At 45.4% G+C, this 22,249-nt stretch carries 15 protein-coding genes and 1 tRNA gene; 9 read left to right on the top strand and 7 right to left on the bottom strand.

Annotation, left to right across the window (positions count from 1 at the left end; translation table 11 throughout):
• The first annotated feature begins 146 nt into the window (after positions 1–146).
• The gene (locus RIG61_10680) at positions 147–986 is read left to right on the top strand and encodes a glutaminyl-peptide cyclotransferase (GenBank protein MEQ9619625.1); all 840 of its coding nucleotides are present in this window, start codon (positions 147–149) and stop codon (positions 984–986) included.
• A gap of 140 nt (positions 987–1,126) precedes the next feature.
• Here RIG61_10680 and RIG61_10675 read toward each other — a convergent pair whose 3' ends face one another.
• Together RIG61_10675 and RIG61_10670 are read right to left on the bottom strand one after the other, a co-directional pair.
• A complete protein-coding gene (locus RIG61_10675; GenBank protein ID MEQ9619624.1) occupies positions 1,127–1,366 on the bottom strand; it encodes a hypothetical protein in 240 nt (79 codons plus the stop codon).
• Between the two features lie 101 nt (positions 1,367–1,467).
• The gene (locus RIG61_10670; GenBank protein MEQ9619623.1) at positions 1,468–2,373 is read right to left on the bottom strand and encodes an NAD(P)-dependent oxidoreductase; all 906 of its coding nucleotides are present in this window, start codon (positions 2,371–2,373) and stop codon (positions 1,468–1,470) included.
• A gap of 358 nt (positions 2,374–2,731) precedes the next feature.
• Between RIG61_10670 and RIG61_10665 the strand changes: the two genes are divergently transcribed.
• Positions 2,732–2,805: transfer RNA gene (locus tag RIG61_10665), tRNA-Arg, on the top strand.
• Positions 2,806–3,176: 371 nt separating this feature from the next.
• Here the strand turns inward: RIG61_10665 and RIG61_10660 are convergent.
• From RIG61_10660 to RIG61_10640, 5 genes are all read right to left on the bottom strand, one after another.
• Positions 3,177–4,121 carry a glycosidase gene (locus tag RIG61_10660; protein MEQ9619622.1) on the bottom strand — a complete coding sequence of 315 codons (945 nt, stop codon included), beginning with the start codon at positions 4,119–4,121 and terminating at the stop codon, positions 3,177–3,179.
• Positions 4,118–6,415, bottom strand: coding sequence for a glycosyltransferase family 4 protein (locus RIG61_10655; GenBank protein MEQ9619621.1), 2,298 nt, complete (start codon positions 6,413–6,415; stop codon positions 4,118–4,120). Before RIG61_10655 ends, RIG61_10660 begins: the two co-directional genes overlap by 4 nt.
• Before the next feature lie 1,202 nt (positions 6,416–7,617).
• Positions 7,618–10,878 carry a PAS domain S-box protein gene (locus RIG61_10650; GenBank protein ID MEQ9619620.1) on the bottom strand — a complete coding sequence of 1,087 codons (3,261 nt, stop codon included), beginning with the start codon at positions 10,876–10,878 and terminating at the stop codon, positions 7,618–7,620.
• A 715-nt stretch (positions 10,879–11,593) separates the two neighbouring features.
• Entirely contained in the window at positions 11,594–11,854 is a 261-nt protein-coding gene (locus RIG61_10645) for a circadian clock KaiB family protein (GenBank protein ID MEQ9619619.1), read from the bottom strand.
• A gap of 27 nt (positions 11,855–11,881) precedes the next feature.
• Positions 11,882–12,289, bottom strand: coding sequence for a response regulator (locus RIG61_10640; protein ID MEQ9619618.1), 408 nt, complete (start codon positions 12,287–12,289; stop codon positions 11,882–11,884).
• A 502-nt stretch (positions 12,290–12,791) separates the two neighbouring features.
• On the opposite strand from RIG61_10640, the gene RIG61_10635 reads away from it, so the two are divergent.
• The 7 genes from RIG61_10635 (at position 12,792) to RIG61_10605 (ending at position 22,136) form a co-directional block, all read left to right on the top strand.
• The gene (locus RIG61_10635) at positions 12,792–14,561 is read left to right on the top strand and encodes an EAL domain-containing protein (GenBank protein ID MEQ9619617.1); all 1,770 of its coding nucleotides are present in this window, start codon (positions 12,792–12,794) and stop codon (positions 14,559–14,561) included.
• Between the two features lie 173 nt (positions 14,562–14,734).
• A complete protein-coding gene (locus RIG61_10630; protein ID MEQ9619616.1) occupies positions 14,735–16,003 on the top strand; it encodes a diguanylate cyclase in 1,269 nt (422 codons plus the stop codon).
• 162 nt (positions 16,004–16,165) lie between these two features.
• Positions 16,166–19,720: a PAS domain S-box protein gene (locus RIG61_10625; GenBank protein ID MEQ9619615.1), complete on the top strand. Its 3,555-nt coding sequence runs from the start codon at positions 16,166–16,168 to the stop codon at positions 19,718–19,720.
• Between the two features lie 19 nt (positions 19,721–19,739).
• Positions 19,740–20,216, top strand: a complete 477-nt coding sequence (locus RIG61_10620; GenBank protein MEQ9619614.1) for a response regulator — start codon at positions 19,740–19,742, stop codon at positions 20,214–20,216.
• A 111-nt stretch (positions 20,217–20,327) separates the two neighbouring features.
• On the top strand, positions 20,328–21,473 hold the full coding sequence (locus RIG61_10615; GenBank protein ID MEQ9619613.1) for an ATP-binding protein: 1,146 nt from the start codon (positions 20,328–20,330) through the stop codon (positions 21,471–21,473).
• The gene (locus RIG61_10610; GenBank protein ID MEQ9619612.1) at positions 21,470–21,853 is read left to right on the top strand and encodes a response regulator; all 384 of its coding nucleotides are present in this window, start codon (positions 21,470–21,472) and stop codon (positions 21,851–21,853) included. Before RIG61_10615 ends, RIG61_10610 begins: the two co-directional genes overlap by 4 nt.
• A gap of 22 nt (positions 21,854–21,875) precedes the next feature.
• Positions 21,876–22,136, top strand: coding sequence for a circadian clock KaiB family protein (locus RIG61_10605; protein ID MEQ9619611.1), 261 nt, complete (start codon positions 21,876–21,878; stop codon positions 22,134–22,136).
• Positions 22,137–22,249: the final 113 nt, after the last annotated feature.

The following is a 22,249-nucleotide window of genomic DNA, read 5'->3' as shown; positions in this document are numbered from 1 at the left end:
GCAACACTAATTATAATTTTAGATGAGTCTAAATTATACGAATCGACACCCAGTGTCAAGTGGGGGTATTCATAATTGATGAAAATGATAGAGAAAGCGGCTATTATATTAGTTAAATTCGGATGTACGTTAGAGAAAGATTCCTTATGCTAACTAAACCCACCTTCTTTAAAATAAGCCGGCAATTCAACGTATTGACGTTTATGCATGCCGTATGCCTTTTAATATTTAACCTGGTTTCTCCAGATGTCTCCGAGAGTAAAACCCCCGTTAACGAGCAAAATTCTGCAACAGTCTACGGTTATGAAATCATCAACACATATCCCCATGATATAGGAGCTTTTACCCAGGGGCTCGTTATTGACGATGGGATCATGTACGAAAGCACCGGGATCAAAGGCAGATCAACGGTCAGGAAGGTCGATCTCAAAACCGGAAAAATACTGGACTCGATTGAAGTACCAGCCCGGCATTTCGGAGAAGGAATAACGATTGTCGGGAAGAGGATAATTCACCTTACATGGCGCTCCGGAAAGGGTTTTGTCTATAACAAGAATACATTGGACACCTTAGCTTCATTCAGCTATCCGACAGAGGGATGGGGAATCACCTACGACGGAAGAAATCTCATAATGAGCGACGGCAGCTCAAACCTCTACTTTCTCGATCCCGCGAGCTTCGAACAGGTAGGCATATTACATGTCTACTCCGAGGACGGACCGGTAGGTAAACTGAACGAGCTCGAATATGTCGAGGGAGAGATTTTGGCAAACCTGTGGGAATCGGACAGGATCGCACGCATAGACCCGAAATCCGGAAGGGTCACGGGCTGGATCGAGCTCAACGGGCTATTGACCGCCGAAGACAGAAAAACTAAAGTCGGTGTACTAAACGGAATTGCCTACGACTCACGCGAAAAAAGGCTTTTTGTCACCGGCAAACTCTGGCCCAAGATTTTCGAGATAAAACCTGTCCCCAAAAAATAGAGGCAATACGATGTTACTACGCACTGCCCGGCTTATCATTATCAAGGCCCTGACTGGAAGTTGGATAGTTGAAACAAGTTTAAATCCACGTGCGCGGATAATACCGGGAATACGGATGAAAATCACGGCGCGCTATCCGGTTATTTGATAAGCGGAGCGTCTTCATCCTCCTGTGTTTCAAGAGGCATCTCGTCGGACTCAATCTCCTCTTCAATTTCGGGATTATATTTATCCTCCAGATACTGAGGCTCGACTCTGTTTTCAAGCGTATCCGTCTGAGCGGGCTCGGCGGGACCAGCTATATCCTCCGCAACTTTGGCACATCCGGAAAACCCTGCGGTTAATGCCATAAACCATAGAGCTAAAAGTATATTCTTCATATTTTTTATTCACCCTCTCTATTGAAATTTTAATGCGCGCTCCATTAGCGAGATAATATACCACTTTTAACGCTCGGAATAGTAATTATTTTAAGTCTCCATCACCTCACATTTGAAATTTTCTCAAGCGCGAGCAATAATGCCTGAGTCCCTTTGCGGCCGTGGCCCTCTGCGCTGGTCGCTATGTAGAGCTGATGGACCAATGAAAGGCCCGGCAGCGAGAGGTTCATCCTCTCCGCCTCCTTGAGCGCGATCCCCATGTCCTTAATAAAATGCTCCACATAAAAACCCGGACTGAAATCCCTCTTGAGAACCCTGGGCGCGAGGTTCTCCAGCATCCAGCTTGCGGCCGCGCCCCCGCCCACAGACTTCAGCATGGTATCAAGATCGAGCCCCGCCTTATAGCCGTAGAGAAGCGTCTCGCACATCCCTATCATAAGCGCGGCGGCCATTATTTGATTACACATCTTCGTGTGCTGCCCGAACCCGGGGCCACCCTGATAAACTATATTCTTACCCATCAGTTTGAAAAGAGGCATCACCTCATCTACAACCCCTCTGTCGCCCCCTACCATAATGGACAAAGACCCGTCCCTGGCCCCGACGTCCCCTCCCGATACCGGAGCGTCGATCGATGAAGCTCCCCTCTCCACGGCTTTTTTATAAATCTCCTCCGCAAGTGAAGGCTCCGTGGTCGTCATATCTATAATCACACTCCCCTTTTTCAGCCCCTTGAATATCCCCTTCTCTCCGAAATACACCTCCCTCACGTCGTTCGGGAATCCGACAATAGTGAATATGACATCGGTGTTTTCCGCGACTTCTGAAGGTGTATCAACCCACTTGGCCCCTTTATCAACCAAACCCTTTGCCTTTCTTCTCGTCCGGTTATTTACGACAGCCTCGTATCCTTTATTTATGAGATGCATACACATAGACGCCCCCATCACCCCTGTCCCTATCCACCCTATTTTCGTTTTCTTCGGACTCACTTTGACAGATGCCATTACCGTAACCTCCTTAGACGAGTCATAATATCAACTCCACGCCATACTGTAAAGTGTGGGGCTATAATCAAAACTATTATGGACTATATGGGAGAAACCAGACGTACACTCGAAGACACCGATGTCAGGATTGAAGGAAATTATTTGAACCAATAGGGACGATATCCTAGCGTATAGCTTAAAAGCGGTGAATATCTTCAATTTCATATAAAAATGACGCGTCGCCCCATAACTTCTCTCCATATTGCACAGCTGGAAGGGCTAAGGTAAATTAAGTTGACTATCGGACTAGAAAATAACTAGAAAAAAATAATTTCCAGTTTAACTGTATGGCACAATACATTGAAATCTCTTATACGTCCCCGTAGCTCAGCAGGATAGAGCGCAGGATTCCTAATCCTGAGGCCAGAGGTTCGAATCCTCTCGGGGACGCAACTATTTCCCCAAGCATACTGACAACTATGCAATTCCCAACGGCGTCCGATTCCTCTTATTCATCGGAACCGTTCTCTCGGGGACGCCAATTTATTCAATGATATTAAGGAATTACGCCGTCATACTTATACACGACTAAACTTCTATCAAAGAATACTCAAAGAATTAATTGTACTTTGACAAATTTTTGTGCTCGACTTAAATGATTGACTTTAAATATTTTGCTTTCACTGCCGGAGTTCTCGAATGCCTTTTGATTCACAAAAACCTTTTAATTTTCTGACATGAAGTTCAAATATACTAATTAGTTTGGGATCCAAAATATAATTGATCGGTTATTAGAAAACCCTAACTAATCGTTAGAGAACTCATTCACCATTATGTTCCAGCCATTCCAGCATAGTGCTAATACTCCCGGTGGCCAGGGCAATGCTCGTATCCGCTGCGCCATAATACATGCGGATGATATCACCACCGGGTTCAATGGTATAACCGCAAGGAAAGACTACGTTGCCTACATCCCCGTCCCGCTCGTAGTGTTCTTCCGGGGCAAAGATCCATTCGTTGCTGCGTTTTATGCAACGCTCCGGTGTGTCCATATCAAACAGAGCCAGTCCGAGTCGGTAAATGCTGCCGGACGCTGTCTGGCGCACACCATGGTAAATCACCAGCCAGCCCTGCGGGGTTTGTATGGGCGGTGGGGAGAGGCCGATTTTATTCGCATCCCACCATGCGCCGCGACGGGCCACCAGCATCAGCTTGTGGTTGCCCCAATGTCGTAGATCCGGCGAGTAAGATATCCACATGTGCGCGCGGGGAGAACTGACAGGACGATGGATCAAAGCCCAAAGGCCGTCAATACGATGAGGCAGCAAGGCCGCATCTTTATTTTCCGGTGACATGATAAAACCGTAGCGCTCGAAGTGGGAGAAATCTTTTGTAAACGCCAGGGCGACGCCTGGGCCGTCGCGTGTAAAGGCGGTATAGGCTATGGCATACTTTCTTAATTCGGGAACGTAGGTGATGCGCGGATCTTCAATACCCCAAAGTTCTTCGGGGAAGTGCTCGGGATCAGCCAATAGTGTGGGCTCTGAATCAATCTGCCAGTTATCAACGCCATTGGCGGAGCGGGCCACACAAAAGTGGGAATGCCCGCGCCGATCCTCCACACGGCACAAGAGCAGTGTGGTTCCATCGGGCAGCAATGTAGCACCGGGGTTAAATACACTATGGGCCGGATATGGCCAATCGGCGGCGGTCAAGATCGGATTTTGTTCGTGGCGGTGAAATATTTGAGAGTATTGATTATTCATTGAGATCGTGCCTCCACAGTTAGAATAGTACTCTCAGCCAGGCGTAGCTCCAGCAACGCCTGAAGAAAGGCTAGCGTAGACTCAGCGCCCTGATTCTCGTTCGGGCGATCCGGATGCAAACCGTCTCGGCAACCACCTGTCGTCGGGTCGTAAACAGAGAGGTTTAAGTCGTTTCGCCCCAAAAACCACTCGAAAGCGCGCCGGGCTTCATCCAGCCAGCGCTTGTCTCCAGTGCTCCGGTATGCTTCGAGGCAGGCTGAGACCATGGTCTGGGCCTCTACCGGCTGTTGATCGAAGCGGGCGCGCTCTGAGCCCCGCTTATAGAAACCGTTAGATCCTATGGGCACAAAATGGCCTTCCGGCGAAGTAGCGCGCTGCAAGTCGGCCAGCCAGCTGAGCGACTCCAGTCCGGCTTCGGTCATAGCGTTATTCGGAATCCATTGACCACACATGAGCATGGCCTGCGGCAGAGCGGCGTTGCAGTATGATAGCTCGTCTTCATACCAGCACCATTTATCCGAGCGGCTGTTTTGATATAAAGCCAGCAATCGCCCTGCCAATTCATCCCGGATCTGACCTGCCCTGCTGTCGCCGGAATATCTCCTCAGATACTCGTGTATGCCGATGAGCGTGAAAGCCCATGCTCGTGGGCTGGTCGTGCTGAGAATGGCGGGCAGTGCCTGCTCGAACACCAGTCCTGCTATACTCCGGAGGGTTGCAGCGCTTGATCTTCCTAATACGATGGACAACGCTAATAACGCGCGTCCTTGACTGTCTTCTGAACCGACCACTTCCAGCCAATGGCGCTGGTAATCCAGAAAGTTGCGAAATCGTCCGGTCTCGGCACTGAAGGCATACAAGATAAAAGCGAGATAGCGGGATGCCAGTACCAGTGCCTCTCCTTTGCCCAGTTCATCCAGGAGCGTGCTCACTATCAGAGCCCGGGCGTTGTCATCGGTTGTGTAACCCTCACGATAGTTGGGCACCGTAAAAAGGGCGTGCTGCAGCATGCCGGTCTCATCAGTCATATGACGCAAATGATCGAGTTTGAGAGGGGGCAGTTCACTAGGACGCTCAACCTGTGATTTAAGAGCAAATCCGGGGGGAATGAAATGCCGGCGTTCAGCTCGGGCTCGTTGAAAACTCTCCATGTACCGCTGCGCTACCTGCGGCCATATCATTGCCCGGCCAAACAGATAGGCCCGCTTCCGCATGGCATGGCGTTCGGATTCGTTGTCCAGCAGGTAAATCACCTCCCTGGCCAGCGCCGCCGGATCTTTGAACGGTACCAGCAAGCCCCTTCCTGCGGCCAGCATCTCTTCCGCATACCAGTATGGTGTCGAAATCACTGCCTTACCCGCCCCAAGAGTGTAGGCCAGAGTGCCGGAAACGATCTGCGCTTCGTTGAGATAAGGTGTAATATAAATGTCCGCCGCGCTGATGAACTCGATAAGCTCCTCCAAACTGACAAAGCGGTTGTGGAAGATTACGTGATCTTCCACACCTCTTTCCCGAGCTTGTCTTTGAAGGGACAATCTGTACGTCTCGCCCTCATGCTGAATCACGTGGGGATGGGTCGCGCCAAGTATTATGTACACCACGTTCGGATAACGAGCCACAATAGCAGGCAGGGCAGCGATAACATTTTCTATCCCTTTGTTAGCCGAGAGCAAGCCAAAACTGAGCAAAACAAGCTTTCCCTCCACGCCAAAAAGGTCTTTGTGGTAACTCGGATCCACAAAAGGCAGATCGGGAATTCCGTGAGGGATCAGATCAATTTTATCCGGCAGCACACCGTAGACCTCCTGGAGAAATTCCGCACCGCGTTCGCTCATCACAACTAATCGATCGGACAGGGCGGCGACCTCTTCCAAGACCCGGTGCTGATCGGGACTGGGATCATGTAGAATGGTATGCAGAGTCGTGACGATCGGCATACGCAGTTCGCGTAGGAGCGCCAGGATATAACTGCCTGCTTTCCCGCCGAAGATACCGTATTCAAATTGTAGGCAAACCAGGTCGACATTATTGATATTCAGAAAGTCGGCGGCGCGGCGGTAAGAGTCAATGTTCTTCTCGGTAAGTTCGAACCGTACCCGGGACGGGTACGAGTATCCACCATCGATGTCGTTGACCGGTAAAGCAATACACGTTTTTCCAGTGTATTCGGCAGCGATAGCCTCACACAAGTCTGTCGTGAACGTGGCGATGCCGCACTGACGCGGCAGGTAATTACCGATAAATGCAACGCGGTTAATAGTTGAATTGATTGAGTCATATTCCACGACGAGCATCCCCCGTGTTTGTGATTTCTTGGGAAATTAACGAAAACGCGCGGTCACCTGCGTTGTTGCAAATGCTACATCCGGGAAAGATTGGGACCGAGTACTTTCTGGTTGGAAGTTGTAAGATATTTTTCGTGATATTACCTGTCGATAAAAGACTAATTTATTATACAGGATACTTTCACACAAATCACTTCAGTTTAAATAAATATGAAGTTCGAAAGAATTTGTTTATATATTGCCCCCCCTTAACAATAGGGTATAAGAACTACAGCGAGATTTAATAAATATAGCAATTCAGAGGGAGTAATGAAGTCAAAAATGACCTGGTCTACTCCCCGAAATTTAGGCCAAGTTAAATGAGAAAAATCAGGCAAGGTTTTAGCAAATAACCAAGAGGATTTTTCTATGAAGCGAAGCAAGCTTTCTGAACAGCAAATCGCAACTATTCTTCGACGGGCCTAAGAAGCTGTTCCCGTAGAGTAGGTATGCCGAAAGGTGGGGATCAGTGAGCAGACCTATTACCTGTGGTGAAAGAAATATGGAGGATTAATGCACTCCGAGATGAAGCGTCTCAAACAGCTTGAAGAGTAGAATATGCATTTGAAGAAGCTTGTAGCTGGTCTATATCTGGAGAAGGAAATACTGCCGGATGTTGTCCTACTTTTTATCAAAGAATAGTCAAAGAACCATCCATAATATATCTTTCCCTACAGAATTAATAGACCATATGGAATAGATGGAAATCGTTTATTAAAGGAACTTATAAAATTCTTAATCATCTCAGAAAGTTACGAAAATACCCTGAAACGGATTCCTAATCCTGAGGCCAGAGGTTCGAATCCTCTCGGAGACGCAACTATTCCCCCAAGCATACTGACAACTATGCAATTCCCAACGGCGTCCGATTCCTCTTATTCATCGGAACCGTTCTCTCGGGGACGCAACTATTTCAAGCATTTGCGCCACTTCTCCTCGGAGTACATACTCTCCGGCCAAACCATAAGCGCTGCACAGAGCCGCTGGTTTCGTCAGAAAAACAATAAACGGGTTTCAATTTTTTGAAGCAGAACACTTAACAGGATTTTTCGCGGCTAAGACTTCTCAGAAACATTCAACGTTTTCTTCAATTTCAAAAGCTTAACTAGCCTTTTTAAAATCTTTTTTTTGCTCCCACAGTCTACCGAGAGCGTTAACTATTTGAAATAAACTTAAGTCCCTTGTTCCAGGTTTCTGTTGAAAATATCATTAATCCGGGCCTTAAATTTTTCAACTTTAAAGGGTTTTGTTATAAATTCGTTTCCGGTCGCTTTCAAAAAATCAAGCGTCTCATTACTAGGATCACCAGTTATGAAAATAAACCTTTTAACCAAGTCCGGGTTAATCGTTTTAACATCATTATAGAGCGTGATTCCATTCATTTGAGGCATCTTGATGTCACATATGATGAGGTCATATCGGTTAGCATTTATTATTTCCAGTGCCTCTCTTCCATTTCGAGCAAAAGCGACTGTATTATCCTCTTCTTCAAAAACCCTTTTTATTAGGTCAATAATTAAATCTTCATCTTCGACGACAAGGATTCTTTTCCCTTTTACAGAATTCGGATTTTCGGGGACTATTTCTTCTCTATCGTACTCAGGTAGAGCCTTTTGTTCCTGTACAGGCAGTTCTATTACAAACGAAGTCCCTTTTCCCGCTTCGCTCGATACGTGAATTTCGCCGCCGTGCTCCTTTATAATTCCATAAACAACGGCAAGTCCCAGCCCCGTTCCCTTTCCCGGCTCTTTGGTTGTGAAAAACGGATCGAACACTTTGCTCATGAATTCTTGCGGAATCCCGGGACCGTCATCAGAAAAAGATATTTCTATAGTATTTTTTTTCTTAACCCTCGTCTGCACTATCAGTTTTCCACCACCCTGAGACTCGCTCATTGCCTGCTCCGCATTCAGAGTTATGTTTGTAAATACCTGCTGCATCTGGTTGGGATCAACCATTGTTTTAGGAAGTCCGGCGTCCAAGTGCTTGACCACGTATATATTGGCGAGCTTCAATTGGTATTCCCTGAATTCGAGTGACTGTTCAACCAGATGATTTATATTTTCATATATTCTGAGCAGCTTATCTTTTCTCGAGAACGACAGCAATTTTTCAATTATTTTTACCACTCTTTCTGCAGAACTCTTTATAACTTCCAAAGACCGCTTACTTTTTTCATCAGTACTGAGTTGTGATATCAGCAGTTGAGAATAACCTAGTATGGGCGTGAGAGGGTTATTAATTTCGTGCGCTATGCTTGAGATGAGCATCCCTAAAGATGCCAGCTTCTCTGATTGTATCAACTGTTCCTGTGCGATTTTTATTTCTTCGAGCATCTTCGCCTTTGCTATGGCTTGAGCAATCTGGTCTCCCAGAACGGAAAGTAATCTTACCTCTCTTTCGCTGAACTTGCGCTCTTTATAGCTTGTAAACCATATAACTCCTATTACATTGTTCTCCGAAAATATAGGCGTACCCAAGAGACTATGATGTCCCAGATCTCTACCGGCAGGTCCTATGTCCGGGTCTTTCTGAGCGTTCTCGATATTCATAATGTTGCCGGTATTAATCACCTTCCATGTTATCCCTTTGGGATACGGTATTTTCCCGGCTCTTTGTATATAAAATTCTGGAAGGTTTCTCTGGGCCTGAAGTACCGCCTCATTTTTTTCTTTATCCACTAAATAGATCATTATCATATCTACATTTTCCATAGTTATGATCACGTCGAGTGCAACCTTATATACCTCTTGAAGATTAAGAAACCTATGTACGGATTTCATAAGGGTATTCAAAAGCTTGAGTTCCTCTTCCGATTGCTTGGATTGGGTCACGTCACGGAAGCTCCATACCCTTCCAACAATTGTCTCTCCGATTCTCTGAGGACGGGAATAGCGTTCAAAGATCTTCCCGTCGCGAAATTCAAGAAGATCATAGCTTTCGACTTCCGGGCGGCCGTAGAGTTCTCTTATCTTTTCGACAAAGCTCTCAGGGTGTTTTAACTGATCAAAGACGAACGCCATCAATTGATTATCATCCCGCGAGTCCGCAACGGATTCAGGTATTTGCCACATCTCCAGAAATTTTCGGTTATAACTGGTTACCTTTCCTTCTCTGTCAACTACAAGTATGCCGTCGGCAGTTGATTCTAGTGTTGCCTGAAGTAGGGAGAGGGTGTTCTCAAGATTAACTCTCGCTTTTTTGTAATGGGTAATATCGCGTAGAATGGCAGTAAATACTATCTCATCTCCTAATTCAAACCTGGATATCGAGGCTTCAGCGGGGAACTCCGTGCCATCCTTACGACGGCCAAAGACCTCTCCGCGCTCATTCATGCGCCGGGCGGGAGAATCCGATTGGGCAAAATTTCGGATATGTGCCCGGTGAGCTTTTACAATACGCTGCGGTATTAAGATATCTAACGGTTTTCCTTTAATCTCATCGGCGCTATAGCCGAATATTCTTTCTGCCCCGGGATTAAAAAAGGTGATTTTTTGGTTTTTGTCTACAGAAATGATCGCGTCCTCGGCAAGGTTCAGAATGTTATCATAACGAGTCTTTGATGCGCGAAGCCGTTCTTCTGCTTCTTTACGCTCTGTAACCTCTCTTGTAATAATTACGCCTCGGACCTCTCCGGTTGTCGCAAGAAAAGACTTTCCAGTGCATTCAAGCCAGTGATATTGTCCACTTTTATCCCGGGCTCTGAAAGTAATCTCCTCCGTAGAGAAATTCAAAACCGCCCTTTGGAATACAGATTTTGCATGTAAGAGATCTTCAGGGTGTATAAAATCGAATGCGCTCTTCCCTAAAAGCTCACTCTGCTCGTAACCCGCTACCTCCTTACAGACGGGGTTCACATAAAGTATCTTTCCTTCCGAATCCACCTCATATATAAGATCGTAGCTGTTTTCAACAATGGCGCGGTATTTTTTCTCGCTTTCTATTACCGCTTCTTCAGCCTGTTTAATTCTTGTAATGTCTCGAAACACTAAAACTGCGCCTAAAATCTCTCCCTCATTATCCCGAACAGGAGCACAACTCGCGGAGACAAACCGCTTGGTGCCATGATGGGTTATAAGAACCGTATCTTTAGTGAGTCCGACCCTCGTGTCCGTATCGATCGCACTTTTAACAGGGTGCACACAGCGTTCCTTGCTTTTCTCGTTAACAAGCCAAAATACTTCCTCAACCGGTTTCCCTACTGCGTCCTTAGAGTCCCAGCCGGTAAGCTCTTCAGCTTTCGTATTAAAAAAGGATATGTTCCCTTTAGTATCCGTGATGATGGCGCCATCGCCAATGCTTTGAAGGGTTACTATAAGACGTTTATTATCACGTGTTAACTCATCCTCTCTGCTCCTGGATTGGATAAAGCGGTTCCGCAGCTCTCCGAGCTCTTGTATGAACTGCTTTTTTATCTTATCCTCATTCCTCATACCGCACCCTTGTGTTAAGAGTATATAACCTATTTATTAAAGGACTTTCTCCACACCAAAAGTATAATGCGCTTTCTGATGTCAAATTCTTACTCAGGGATAAAATCATTATAGAATGACAACCATAAACGCAACCTATCTCTGCGATACAGACTCCTTATTCATCTGACCTATTCTTGATAGTTAAATTATTAGTGCGCTTAAGTGATGTAGTCAATAGGCAGAACATACTTGAATCTGACTAACCACGGCAGAATAAAAACGGTTTGGCCAAGTCACACATGATCTCCCCAACCGTCGTAGTCATGAGAGGTTTTTAAAGACTTTGCGTACGATGAAGTCGGAGTTCTTCAGGTTATCTTGATTCCTGTGAAACGTAACAGGGCACTAAATGTCCTTACCGCCCCGGGACGCAATTATTTCCCCAGGCATATACACAGTACCGCATTCCGCCAATGGCGCCCATTTGCTCACTTGTTCGCGATTGTCCTCTCGTGCTTTCCTCTCGTAAAGAATAAAGTGAGAAAAGGCATCATTATATCAGGATTAAGATATAAGGCTCGCGATTTTTATAATTAACTACAGACAGCCGAAACGGCCAAGTGTTGGGAAGATGCGCGAGACGCGGGCCAAAGAGATTATGCGGGGATTGGAAGAACAGTAGTCTAGGCTATTTTAATAAAAATTAATACCTTATAAAGACGGGAAATACGAACTAGTCAAATAGCAGATTCGACAGCCTGCCGGTGGCTTCGAGACTCCCGACGATCCTTCTTTCAGGTTTGGGCTCTATCTTCACCAATGTAGGAGTTACAAAAACCCCGTCATCGATAGCTTGTGACGGGTTTTGCAATATATCCACTATATTGAGAACATGTTTGTCGCCACAGCTATTCCGAAGGAACCAGGTCACACCCTCAATCGTACTATTTGATTGCGGCGTTTGACCGGCAATGTAAAGTTTAAATTCATACATGATTAGCCCCTACCAGCTTAATTTTATTTACAGAGCGACCGGACCCGACAGCACGCTTCCCGCGATTAAGGTAATCTCGTTCTTGCCGATGGGCTTTCTTACAACCTCGAAAGATATTTTGTCTTTCTCCAGCTCGCTCAGTTTGCCCAGAAACTCCTCGTGAAAAGCAGTGACTATGAAAACAGGCGCTTCCTTATCCAGTTTATGTATCTCTCTTAATGTCTCTACTCCGTTCATTACCGGCATTTTAAGATCGAGGAATATCAAGTCGTATTTAGTATTCCGCAGTAGCTCTATTCCCTTCTCGCCCGATTCCGCCCCGTCCGCCTCGTAATCCGTGTCTTTGAATGCCAGAACGAACGATTCTCTCACGACGTCTTCGTCATCAATAATTAAAACGCGCTTACTCACAGGTTGTGCTTTCTTTCCCTTCATTGATTTTTTCTTCCCCCCATCTGCAAATTCTCCTTGAAGGTCTAATCAAATTTTTTAAATTTTAAAAATAATCAGCGGAACAAGAATTCAGTTTTAATTATAGTACTGATTAATAAAAAAACAATGCAACTAAATAAAAACGCAACGCAACAATAAAGTGTGGATTGATAGGCGCTTAGGGAGCCAATTATGTAAAGATATTATGGCCCCGGCAGGTTTAAAAAATTATGAATGGAGCGACGACCCGCCGCCATTAACCAGGAGGCAGGAAGCCAATAACCGCTTAAGACATTTGTGGCCTCAGGAACATATTCCGGGACTCTGTTTATGCTAGCAGATCCCGGCCTCAACCGAATTTCATGCTTGTATTGATCTCCCGCTCTCTACGAACTTTCATTCGAGTGAGCCAAAAAATACATTTTGGTATTAAAATTAATTGGTATTGAAATTAACACGGCGCTGAAGAGGAATTACTGAAAAACAGGATAGGACATTTGAGCAAATGACAGAAAAACAATATGTCAAAGAAAAAAGCGAGGACAGAACCGAGGACAAAACGCCCGCTCACATCGGGGAAAAATACGAGCTTCTCGAAGAGTCTCTCAAAAAGGCTAAGGCGGAGCTTAAAGCCAGCGAGGAACGCTTCAGAAACATAATAGAGAAGAACGCCGACGGAATTATCGTTATCGACGGCGACGGAGTTGTATGTTTCATTAATCCCGCGGGCGAAGCTCTGTTCGGATTGGAGAAAAAAAAGATACTAGGAAAAAGCTTCGGCTTGCCGGTCATAGAAGGCGAATCAAGCGAGATGACCATAGTCCGCGGGAACGGAGAAGTCCTCTCGGTTGAACTCCGGGTAGTGGAAACCGAGTGGGATGGCAGGAGCGTTTACCTCGCGTCAGTGAGGGATATCACAAGGCGGAAACGCGCTGAAGAGAAATTGATTCATAACGCATTTCATAGTGAGTTAACGGGCCTGCCCAACAGAGTGTTGTTTATGGACCGCCTGGGGCAATTCTGCGAGAGAATAAAACGAAACGAAGATTTTTCATTCGCCCTGCTTTTTGTGAATATCGACCGCTTCAAGCTGATAAACAACAGCATCGGACAGACGGCTGGCAACAAGGTCATTATCGCGGTCGCCAGGATGCTCGAATCATGCCTCCGCAAACTAGACACTATAGCCCATTTCGGAGGAGATGAGTTTGCCATACTTCTTGAAGATGCGAAGGACCTCGGGGAAGTAATGCGTATCGTAAACCGGGTTCAAACCAAACTGGCCTCACCTGTAGAAGTAAACGGTCATGAAGTTTACGTATCCACGAGCCTGGGCATACGCTTCGGTGACCGCAGTACCGACGAGCCGGAGGCCCTTTTGCGTGATGCCGAGAACGCAATGCACCGCGCCAAAGAAAGAGGAGGAGATACCTATCAGATATTCGACGAGAAAATGCACACGAAGGCCATGAAAAACTTGCAACTGGAATCGGAGATAAGACGGGCGTTTGAGCACAACGAATTTCTAATCTACTATCAGCCTATAGTATCTTTATCCCAAGGAAGGATAACCGGTTTTGAAGCGCTTCTCAGATGGCAGCACCCGGAGCGCGGTATTGTTGCCGCCGGAGAATTTATAGATGTAATTAATGAAATAGGGATGATTGTGCCTATTTGCGAAATCTCCCTAGAGCAAGCCTGTAATCAAAACCGTATTTGGAATTCTGAGGGAATTCCTCCCCTCTATGCTTCCATTAATATCTCCGCGATGCAGTTATGGCAGAGCGACTTTACAGAAAGCATAGTCCGGCTGCTGGAAAACACTGGCCTCGATCCTCATTTGATGACACTCGAGCTAACGGAAGATTCAATCATCATGGACGTTGAATCAAATATGAAGATTCTGCGAGATATACGAGATATGGGAGTAAAAATCTCGATAGACGACTTTGGAACCGGCTATTCCTCATTAAGCTATCTCAAACGCTTTCCGATAAATACCATAAAAATTGACCGCTCCTTTATAAACGGATTGCCCGAAGACACCGATAATTCCGTGATCGTAAAAGCTATTATCACGATGGCGCACAGTCTCGGACTAAAAGTGGTAGCGGAAGGCGTCGAAACCCGAGAGCAACTGACCTTCCTTCACAACCTTAGATGCGATGAAATTCAGGGGTACCTATTCAGCCGTCCCCTTCCCGCCGAAGAATTTACGAAATTATTGCATCAAGATAGTGATTTATTACGCGGGATACCAATCCAGCCGGAATAATTACAAAATTTGTCAGTTTCTTTTGTATAAGCGCAATTTCTATGATCAATATATATATTGACAACAGGAGGTTAAGGTATCTATCAATATTGGCACGATTATTGCAAATTATTAGGTTTGAGTATGAGAATAGATCAAAATCAATAAATTGTATGGATTAATTACGATTAAGAATGAGTATCAACAAAGAAGATGACGATCTGCAAAACGAGCGAATTAAAGTCTTGTTGATCGAAGACAATTACGACTATGCCCAATTAGTTAAAAGGAAGCTTCAGAATTCAAAAAGAGCAAAATTTGAAGTGGAGTGGGCGGACTGTCTTTCAAAAGGCCTTCAACAATTAAAACTCAATCCTATAGACTTAATGCTTTTAGACCTCAGTCTCCCGGACAGTCAGGAAATCGATACACTTATCAGAATACAAAAACATGCCCCGGACATCCCTGTAATTATCATAACGGCAACTGATGATGAAGCGATAGCGATGAAATCAATTCAGATGGGAGCGCGGGCCTACCTTATAAAGAGCGAGATGAAGAGCGTGAATCTGGCACGCAGCATCTTGCATGCTTACCACAGATTCAAATTTGATAGTAATCAGCGCGACAAAGCGCCGGACGTGGGGAGAGTGGATCTTTTCCGTAATGTGCTTGATGGCAATGCCGACGGCATAGTTATAATAAATAAAGAGGGATACGTCCAGTACGTTAACACGGCGGCTGAAATTCTCTTTGGACGCAATGAAGAAGAAATGATGGGAACTAATTTCGGCTTTCCGCTGGCTACGGGTAAAAAGACAGAAGTCAACATTATGCACAAAAGCGGCGTTCATATAGTAATGGAGATGCATGTAGTGCAGATAGAATGGCATGGTGAAACCGCATACCTGGCATCGCTCAGAGACGTCACGGAGCGCAAAAAGAAAGAGGAAAAACTATATAATTTATCCATTACCGACGACCTCACCGGGCTTTATAACAGAAGGGGCTTTTTCAGCCTTGCGGAACGTCATATTAGTACGCTTAATGAGTCTCATAAAGGCTTCTTGATTTTATTTATAGACCTGGACGGACTCAAAGAAATAAACGATACATTAGGGCACCTCATAGGAAGTCAGGCTCTGGTCGACACCGGTGAAATTCTAAAAGAGACGTTCAGGGATTCCGATATAATAGCCAGGTTCGGCGGAGACGAGTTTGTAATTCTGGCGAAGGACACGTCTGAGAACGGCGCCGATCTTATTAAAAGGCGCATGCAGAAAAACATCGACTCTTTCCAGAGAAATGAAACCCGCCCTTACGCTCTCTCTATGAGCATCGGCGCAGCACACTACGATCCCTCTAAGCCGGCCACCCTCGAAAATCTTGTGAGTATTGCCGATGAGCTTATGTACGAAGATAAACAAAACAAAAAAACGAGGAGCTCAAAGATTTCTTTTTAGAAAAATACTGCATTTAAATTCACTAAAGAGAAGACATCGTATGAAAATGAAAATTAAGCGGCAGAGCATTCAGCAAGAATCAGAAGGGGCAAAAACCACGCCAATCGGTTTTATACCTGATGAAAACATTTTCGACTATCACGGCCACTGGACGCGCAGACTATGAACACAGAAAATGGCTCAAGTTCTTCTTTGAATAACCGGAGCAGAGAATACGTGTTAAATATTTTCATAGTGCTCACAGGAGCGTTTGGGTCCGCTCTAGGCCTCATGGTTCTTGTCGGTTGGTACACGCACAATATAAGCCTCGTGCAGCTTCACTCATCGCTCGCGCCGATGCAGTATAACGCCGCGGTCGGATTTATTCTCGGCGGCGTCGGACTTATTGCAGTCGTTTTTCATCGATTCCGTCTTGCTATCATACTAAGTGTAATCCTGGGAATCATGGCCCTTCTTACACTGATTCAGTACATCGTCGGTATAAACCTCGGCATAGACCAGCTCTTCATTGAGCATTATATAATTATAAAAACCTCACACGCCGGGCGGATGGCTCCGACCACAGCAGTCTCCTTTCTTCTCACCTCTGCAGCGTTATCGATTGCGGGTACGTATGTGTTACCAAAGCGGCGGTCCCTGATTTTAGCCGTTCTCAGCTCTCTCCTATTAGCTCTGGGGGCGGGAACTTTGTTTGTTTATCTGTCAGGCCTGGAAATTACCACTTTTTTTGGTTTGGATGATTACACGTTCATGGCCCTTCATACGGCGATTGGATTCACGGTCCTTGGAACGGGTGTTTTTCTTTTTGCCCTGCGTGAATCAATCCTTGAATTGGGAGTGCCCCGTTGGCTGCCTGTCTTTGCGTCTATTGTCATCATAATAATTACTATCGGGCTATGGGAAGCCTTGAGAACTCAGGAGCATGAAAGGATAAATCAAATAGTCGAGAGACAAACGAACAATATCGAGTTAAGGATACAAACGCTTACTGAAAGTCAATTACTGGCCTTAATCCGTATGGCAAGACGATGGGAGATTTCCGGCGGTACGTTAAAAGCTGAATGGCAATCTGATGCCGGGAACTACATTGATCATCAGCCCGGTCTCAGTTCTGTAGCATGGATAGACTCCTCATTTCGTCTCCGCTGGATTGAGTCCGCTGATTTAATAGAGTCTTATCATAATAATGACTTATTATTGCAAGACCGCCTGCGCTCAGCCATGAAAGAGGCGCGGGATACTCGCAAGATGACAGTCTCCGAGCATATAGAACCACTTAAGGCTGAACGAGGATTTATGGTTTTTGTACCTTTATATATAGAAGATGAGTTCGGGGGATTTATTGTAGGTATATATAGCTCTCAGGAATTATTTGACTTTATTTTTGACAGGGAGAAAGACCTCGGTTACTTGGTCGATGTTTATGACGGTGAGCAAAAGATTTATTCCACTTCCAGCATAATAGCAGAGAGGAAAGAGGGACTGGGAAAAGATTTCAATCTGGAACTTAACAATGCCTCCTGGCGTATTGAGATATGGCCGACCGAGATTTCCCTTTCTAAATTTCAATCTCATCTCCCCGGTGCGGTTCTGGTTTTTGGAATCCTGATGGGAATTCTCCTGCCGTTGACTATTTATCAGTACCAAACAAATTATGCCCGCGCTGAATTAATCAATGAGAGCAACATCAAACTTGAAAAACAGGCTTCCGAGCGAAAGAAATTACTACACGAACTCGAGTTAACCAATCAAGAAAAAGATTTGATTTTAAATACGGCTGTAGAAGGGATATACGGTCTGGACATAGATGGAAATACCACATTTGTTAACCCGGCGGCAGCCGAAATGATAGGATGGGAGACAGAAGAAATACTGGGTAAATCTCAACACGACATACTTCACCACACGAAACCGGACGGCACTCCTTATCCGAAGGAGCAGTGTCCTATTTATGCGGCGTATAAAGACGGGAAAACTCATCACGTTGAAGATGAAGTATTCTGGAAAAAAGACGGCACAAGCTTTCCTGTAGAATATACCAGCGCTCCCGTTCGCGATAAAACGGGTGAACTCACAGGCGCGGTCGTTACATTCAGAGACATCTCCGAGCGCAAAAAACACGATGACCTGCTCCGCGAAAGCGAAGAGAGATTCCGCGGGGCGTTCGAAAACTCCGCAGTCGGAATGGCTCTCGTATCTCCTCAGGGCAAATGGCTGCAGGTTAACTCCGCTTTGTGCGAGATAGTAGGTTACCCGGCTGAGGAACTGCTTGAGACCGACTTTCAAACAATAACCTATCCTGAGGATCTCGAGATAGACCTCGATAATGCGGGAAAAGTGCTGAGCGGCGAAATCAAAACATATAAAATGGAAAAGCGCTATATCCATAAAGCGGGACATATAGTGTGGATTCTTTTAAGTGTTTCCCTGGTTCGGGACACGAATGGTGACCCCCTCTACTTCGTATCACAAATACTGGATATAACTAAGGCAAAGGAAGCGGAGCAAGCGCTTAATGAAACTCTTGAGCAACTATCCAAAAAAAGCCAGTATGAATCCATAATCAGCGATGTAACCCGCAGTGTGCACAGCACTATAAAACTGGAAGACGTCCTGGATAACGCCGCTGAATCAATCTATAAAAACCTGAACGGGGTGGGGAATGTGGCAGTCTATCTGGTTGAGGGAAAAACCGCGAAAATAAAAGCGCACAAAGGGTTTCCCGGCTGGTTTATAGATAAAGTGAAAGAGATACCTTATCCGCAGGGCTACACATGGAAAACCATAACAGAGGGGAAACAACTTTACTGTGACGACGTGGATAGGGATAACTCTATTGGCCCCGCCGGAAGAAAAGTAGGGACAAAGAGTTACGCGTCGATGCCGATACGGCACGGGGAGAAAACCATAGGATGTATAAATATAAACTCTTTGAAGAAAAACTCCTTTAGCCCTGACGACCTAAAACTGCTTGATATTATAGCCCGGCAAATAGAGGTAGCGATAAATAACGCGAAACAGGCTGAGGAGCTGGAGCGATCCAATACTGAGCTCGAGCAGTTCGCGTACGTTGCGTCTCACGACCTACAGGAGCCCCTCAGGATGGTTTCAAGCTACCTTCAGCTTTTAGAGCGCAGATATATGGACAAGCTCGATTCTGACGCCTGCGAATTCATCGAATACGCGGTAGACGGCTCAAAGAGAATGCAGTCGCTTATAAATGATCTGCTAATGTTTTCTCGCGTCGCAACAAGGGGGAAGGATTTCGAAACAGCCGATTTGGAAGTTGTTTTAGATAATGCTTTATCCAATTTGAAAGTTGCTGTTGAGGAAAGCGGCGCTGTCGTGACACGCGACTCGCTTCCGAATCTGGAGGTAGATTCGACGCAAATCACTCAGTTATTCCAGAATATCATAGCTAACGGCATAAAATACAGGGACAGCAGGGACCCTGAAATACACATCGGCGCCGAGGAGAAAAACGGAGAATGGCTGTTTTCGGTGAAGGATAACGGGATCGGTATAGACTCAAAATATTTCGAGCGTATTTTCATAATCTTTCAGCGTCTTCATGGAAGGGATAAGTATGATGGTACCGGCATGGGTCTTGCGATGTGTAAAAAGATAGTTGGGCGCCACGGTGGCAGTATATGGGTGGAGTCAGAACCCGCGAAAGGCTCCGTATTCTATTTTACGCTCCCCCGCCACTATTCATAACCTAAGGAGGGCATTAAGAATGAAAACTCATCATATGGAACGAAACAAGAACTCTAAATTTTCAGGCGACCCCATCGATATTCTTTTGGTAGAGGATAACCCAGGCGATGCGCGCCTTACGCAGGAAGCGCTCAGAGAAGGGAAAGTATACAACACGCTGTACGTGGTTGAAGACGGAGAGGAAGCCGTCTCTTTTTTAAAACAAACCGGGGAATATGCCGACTGCCCGAAACCGGATCTTATACTGCTCGATCTGAACCTGCCTAAGAAAAACGGTATAGAAGTCTTGCGGGAAATTAAAATGGATGACGATCTGAAACTCATACCCACTGTGGTTCTTACAACATCGAGCGCGGAAGAGGATATTCTGAAAAGCTACTCTCTTCACGCCAACTGCTATATAACCAAACCGGTGGACCTCGCTCAGTTTTATGACGTAATAAGATCAGTCGAAGACTTCTGGTTTACAGTCGTCAAACTGCCCGAGGCGGAATAAAGGAAGAAACATGATAGCTAATAGAATATTCAGGATTGAAGCACTTGCTGTAAATATTTTGATGAGCACCTCTGAGAGAGTAATCGTCAACGGACAAAGGAGGTTTAAAAGTTGATAAATCTTTTACTTGTCGAAGACAACCCCGGGGACGCACGCATAATTAAGGAACTTTTGCTTGAATCATCTATTGACCGCGTAGAGCTCACAAACGCCGAGTGTCTGGACGATGCAATCGAGCGTATCGGCGAGAAGGATTTTGACATTGTCATTTCGGACCTCTCGCTGCCGGACGCTCAAGGCATAGACACTCTGAAAAGTATTATATCGGCAGTGCCCGAGATACCCGTCGTGGTTTTAACCGGAAATAATGATGATACTCTGGGGCTTAAACTCATTCAGCAAGGAGCCCAGGATTTTCTCGTAAAAGGGCAGATCGACAGCAATCTGCTTATTCGTTCTATCAATTATGCGATAGAGCGCAAACTTGCAGAAACCGAATTACAAAGGAAAAAGACGGAAATTGAGGAAGCGCACGATAAATTGAGGACGACAAGTCAGATGCTGATTCAGGCCGAAAAAATGAGCGCCGTGGGCACCTTGGTTGCCGGCGTTGCTCATGAATTAAATAATCCGCTCATGGGCATAATCAATGCAATAGAGATGGGACTCAGGAAAACGGATCAAGACGACAGAAGGTATGACTACCTCTCAATCGCTAAAGAAGCGACCGAACGCTGCATTGAGATAGTGGAGGTACTGTTGACCTTTTCACACAGTGATGGCGAGTCATTCCAGAGAGAGAGCTGCCTTAAAGTGCTAGATCGTGTACTAAAGTTAGCGCACTATCGCATCACGAAATCCGGCATCCGTATAACACAGCGCACTAACGGCGGTGATCTTGAGGTTTGGATGAGACCTAACAATATGCAGCAGGTATTTTTTAATCTCATCTCAAACGCTATTGACGCCCTGGAAAAGGGAGAGAGGAAAGAAATAATAATAGATATGAACAGAAATGGAAGCCATGTTGAAATAGTGATAGAAGATACGGCTGACGGCATAGCGACCGAGCACCTGCAGAGGATTTTCGATCCTTTCTTCACGACAAAGACCGTGGGAAAAGGGACGGGCCTCGGGCTTTCGATTTGTAAAAACATTATTAATGCCCATGATGGCGATATTACATGCCGTAGTGAGGTGGGTGTAGGCACAAAATTTACCATTTTACTGCCAGTCGAAAGGAGGACAAAGCAATGAGTAAGCGAATTCTCGTAATTGATGACGACAAATTCGTCAGGGAATCATTCGTATTCGTTCTGGAAGATGAAGGTTATTCCCTGGATACGGCGGACTCCGGAGAAAAAGGGGTTGAGAAGCTGTCGGCTCAGAAATATGACCTGGTGTTTCTCGACCTAAAAATGCCGGGCATGGATGGAATAGAAACACTCGGAGAGCTGAGAAAGATTGACAAGCAAGTTCCGGTCTACATAATCACCGCCTTTCATCAAGAGTTCCTCAGCCAGTTAAAAGAGGCGGAGAGAGATGGACTTAATTTTGAGCTTGTAAGTAAGCCTTTAAATAATGAAAAGATAACCCTCGTTATAAAAATCATTTTTAAGGAACCGCAAATCCTATGAAGAAAAGGGGGGGCAAATCGAAATGAATGAATTTAGACTCTACATTGTCGGCAAAAATAAAGAGAACGAAAAAGCTGTTCGCGATATCAAAAATTTTCTCGAGAAGAAGTTAAAGGGCCAATACTCTCTTGAGGTTCTTGACATGTTGGAAAACCCCCCGCAAGCTCTGGAGGACAATATTATAATTACACCGACTATCTTGCGGATCTCCCCTCCGCCATCAACAAGAGTCGTAGGAGATATGAAAGCCAAGGAAGTTATTTTCAAGCTTTTACTGGATTAAGATTCAAGCTCAAGAGGAATTTAGATATATTGCTGCTGAAAATACTATGAATCCATATAAAATAATCGTCTATGCACATCTATAATCGCTATTAGTCTCTTTTCCCAGTCTAT

It is taken from the genome of Deltaproteobacteria bacterium (genome assembly GCA_040223695.1).
Lineage (GTDB): Bacteria > Desulfobacterota_D > UBA1144 > Nemesobacterales > UBA2774 > JAVKFU01.
The sequence above is the reverse complement of the archived record's forward strand: the minus strand, read 5'-3'. Positions and strand labels throughout refer to the sequence as shown.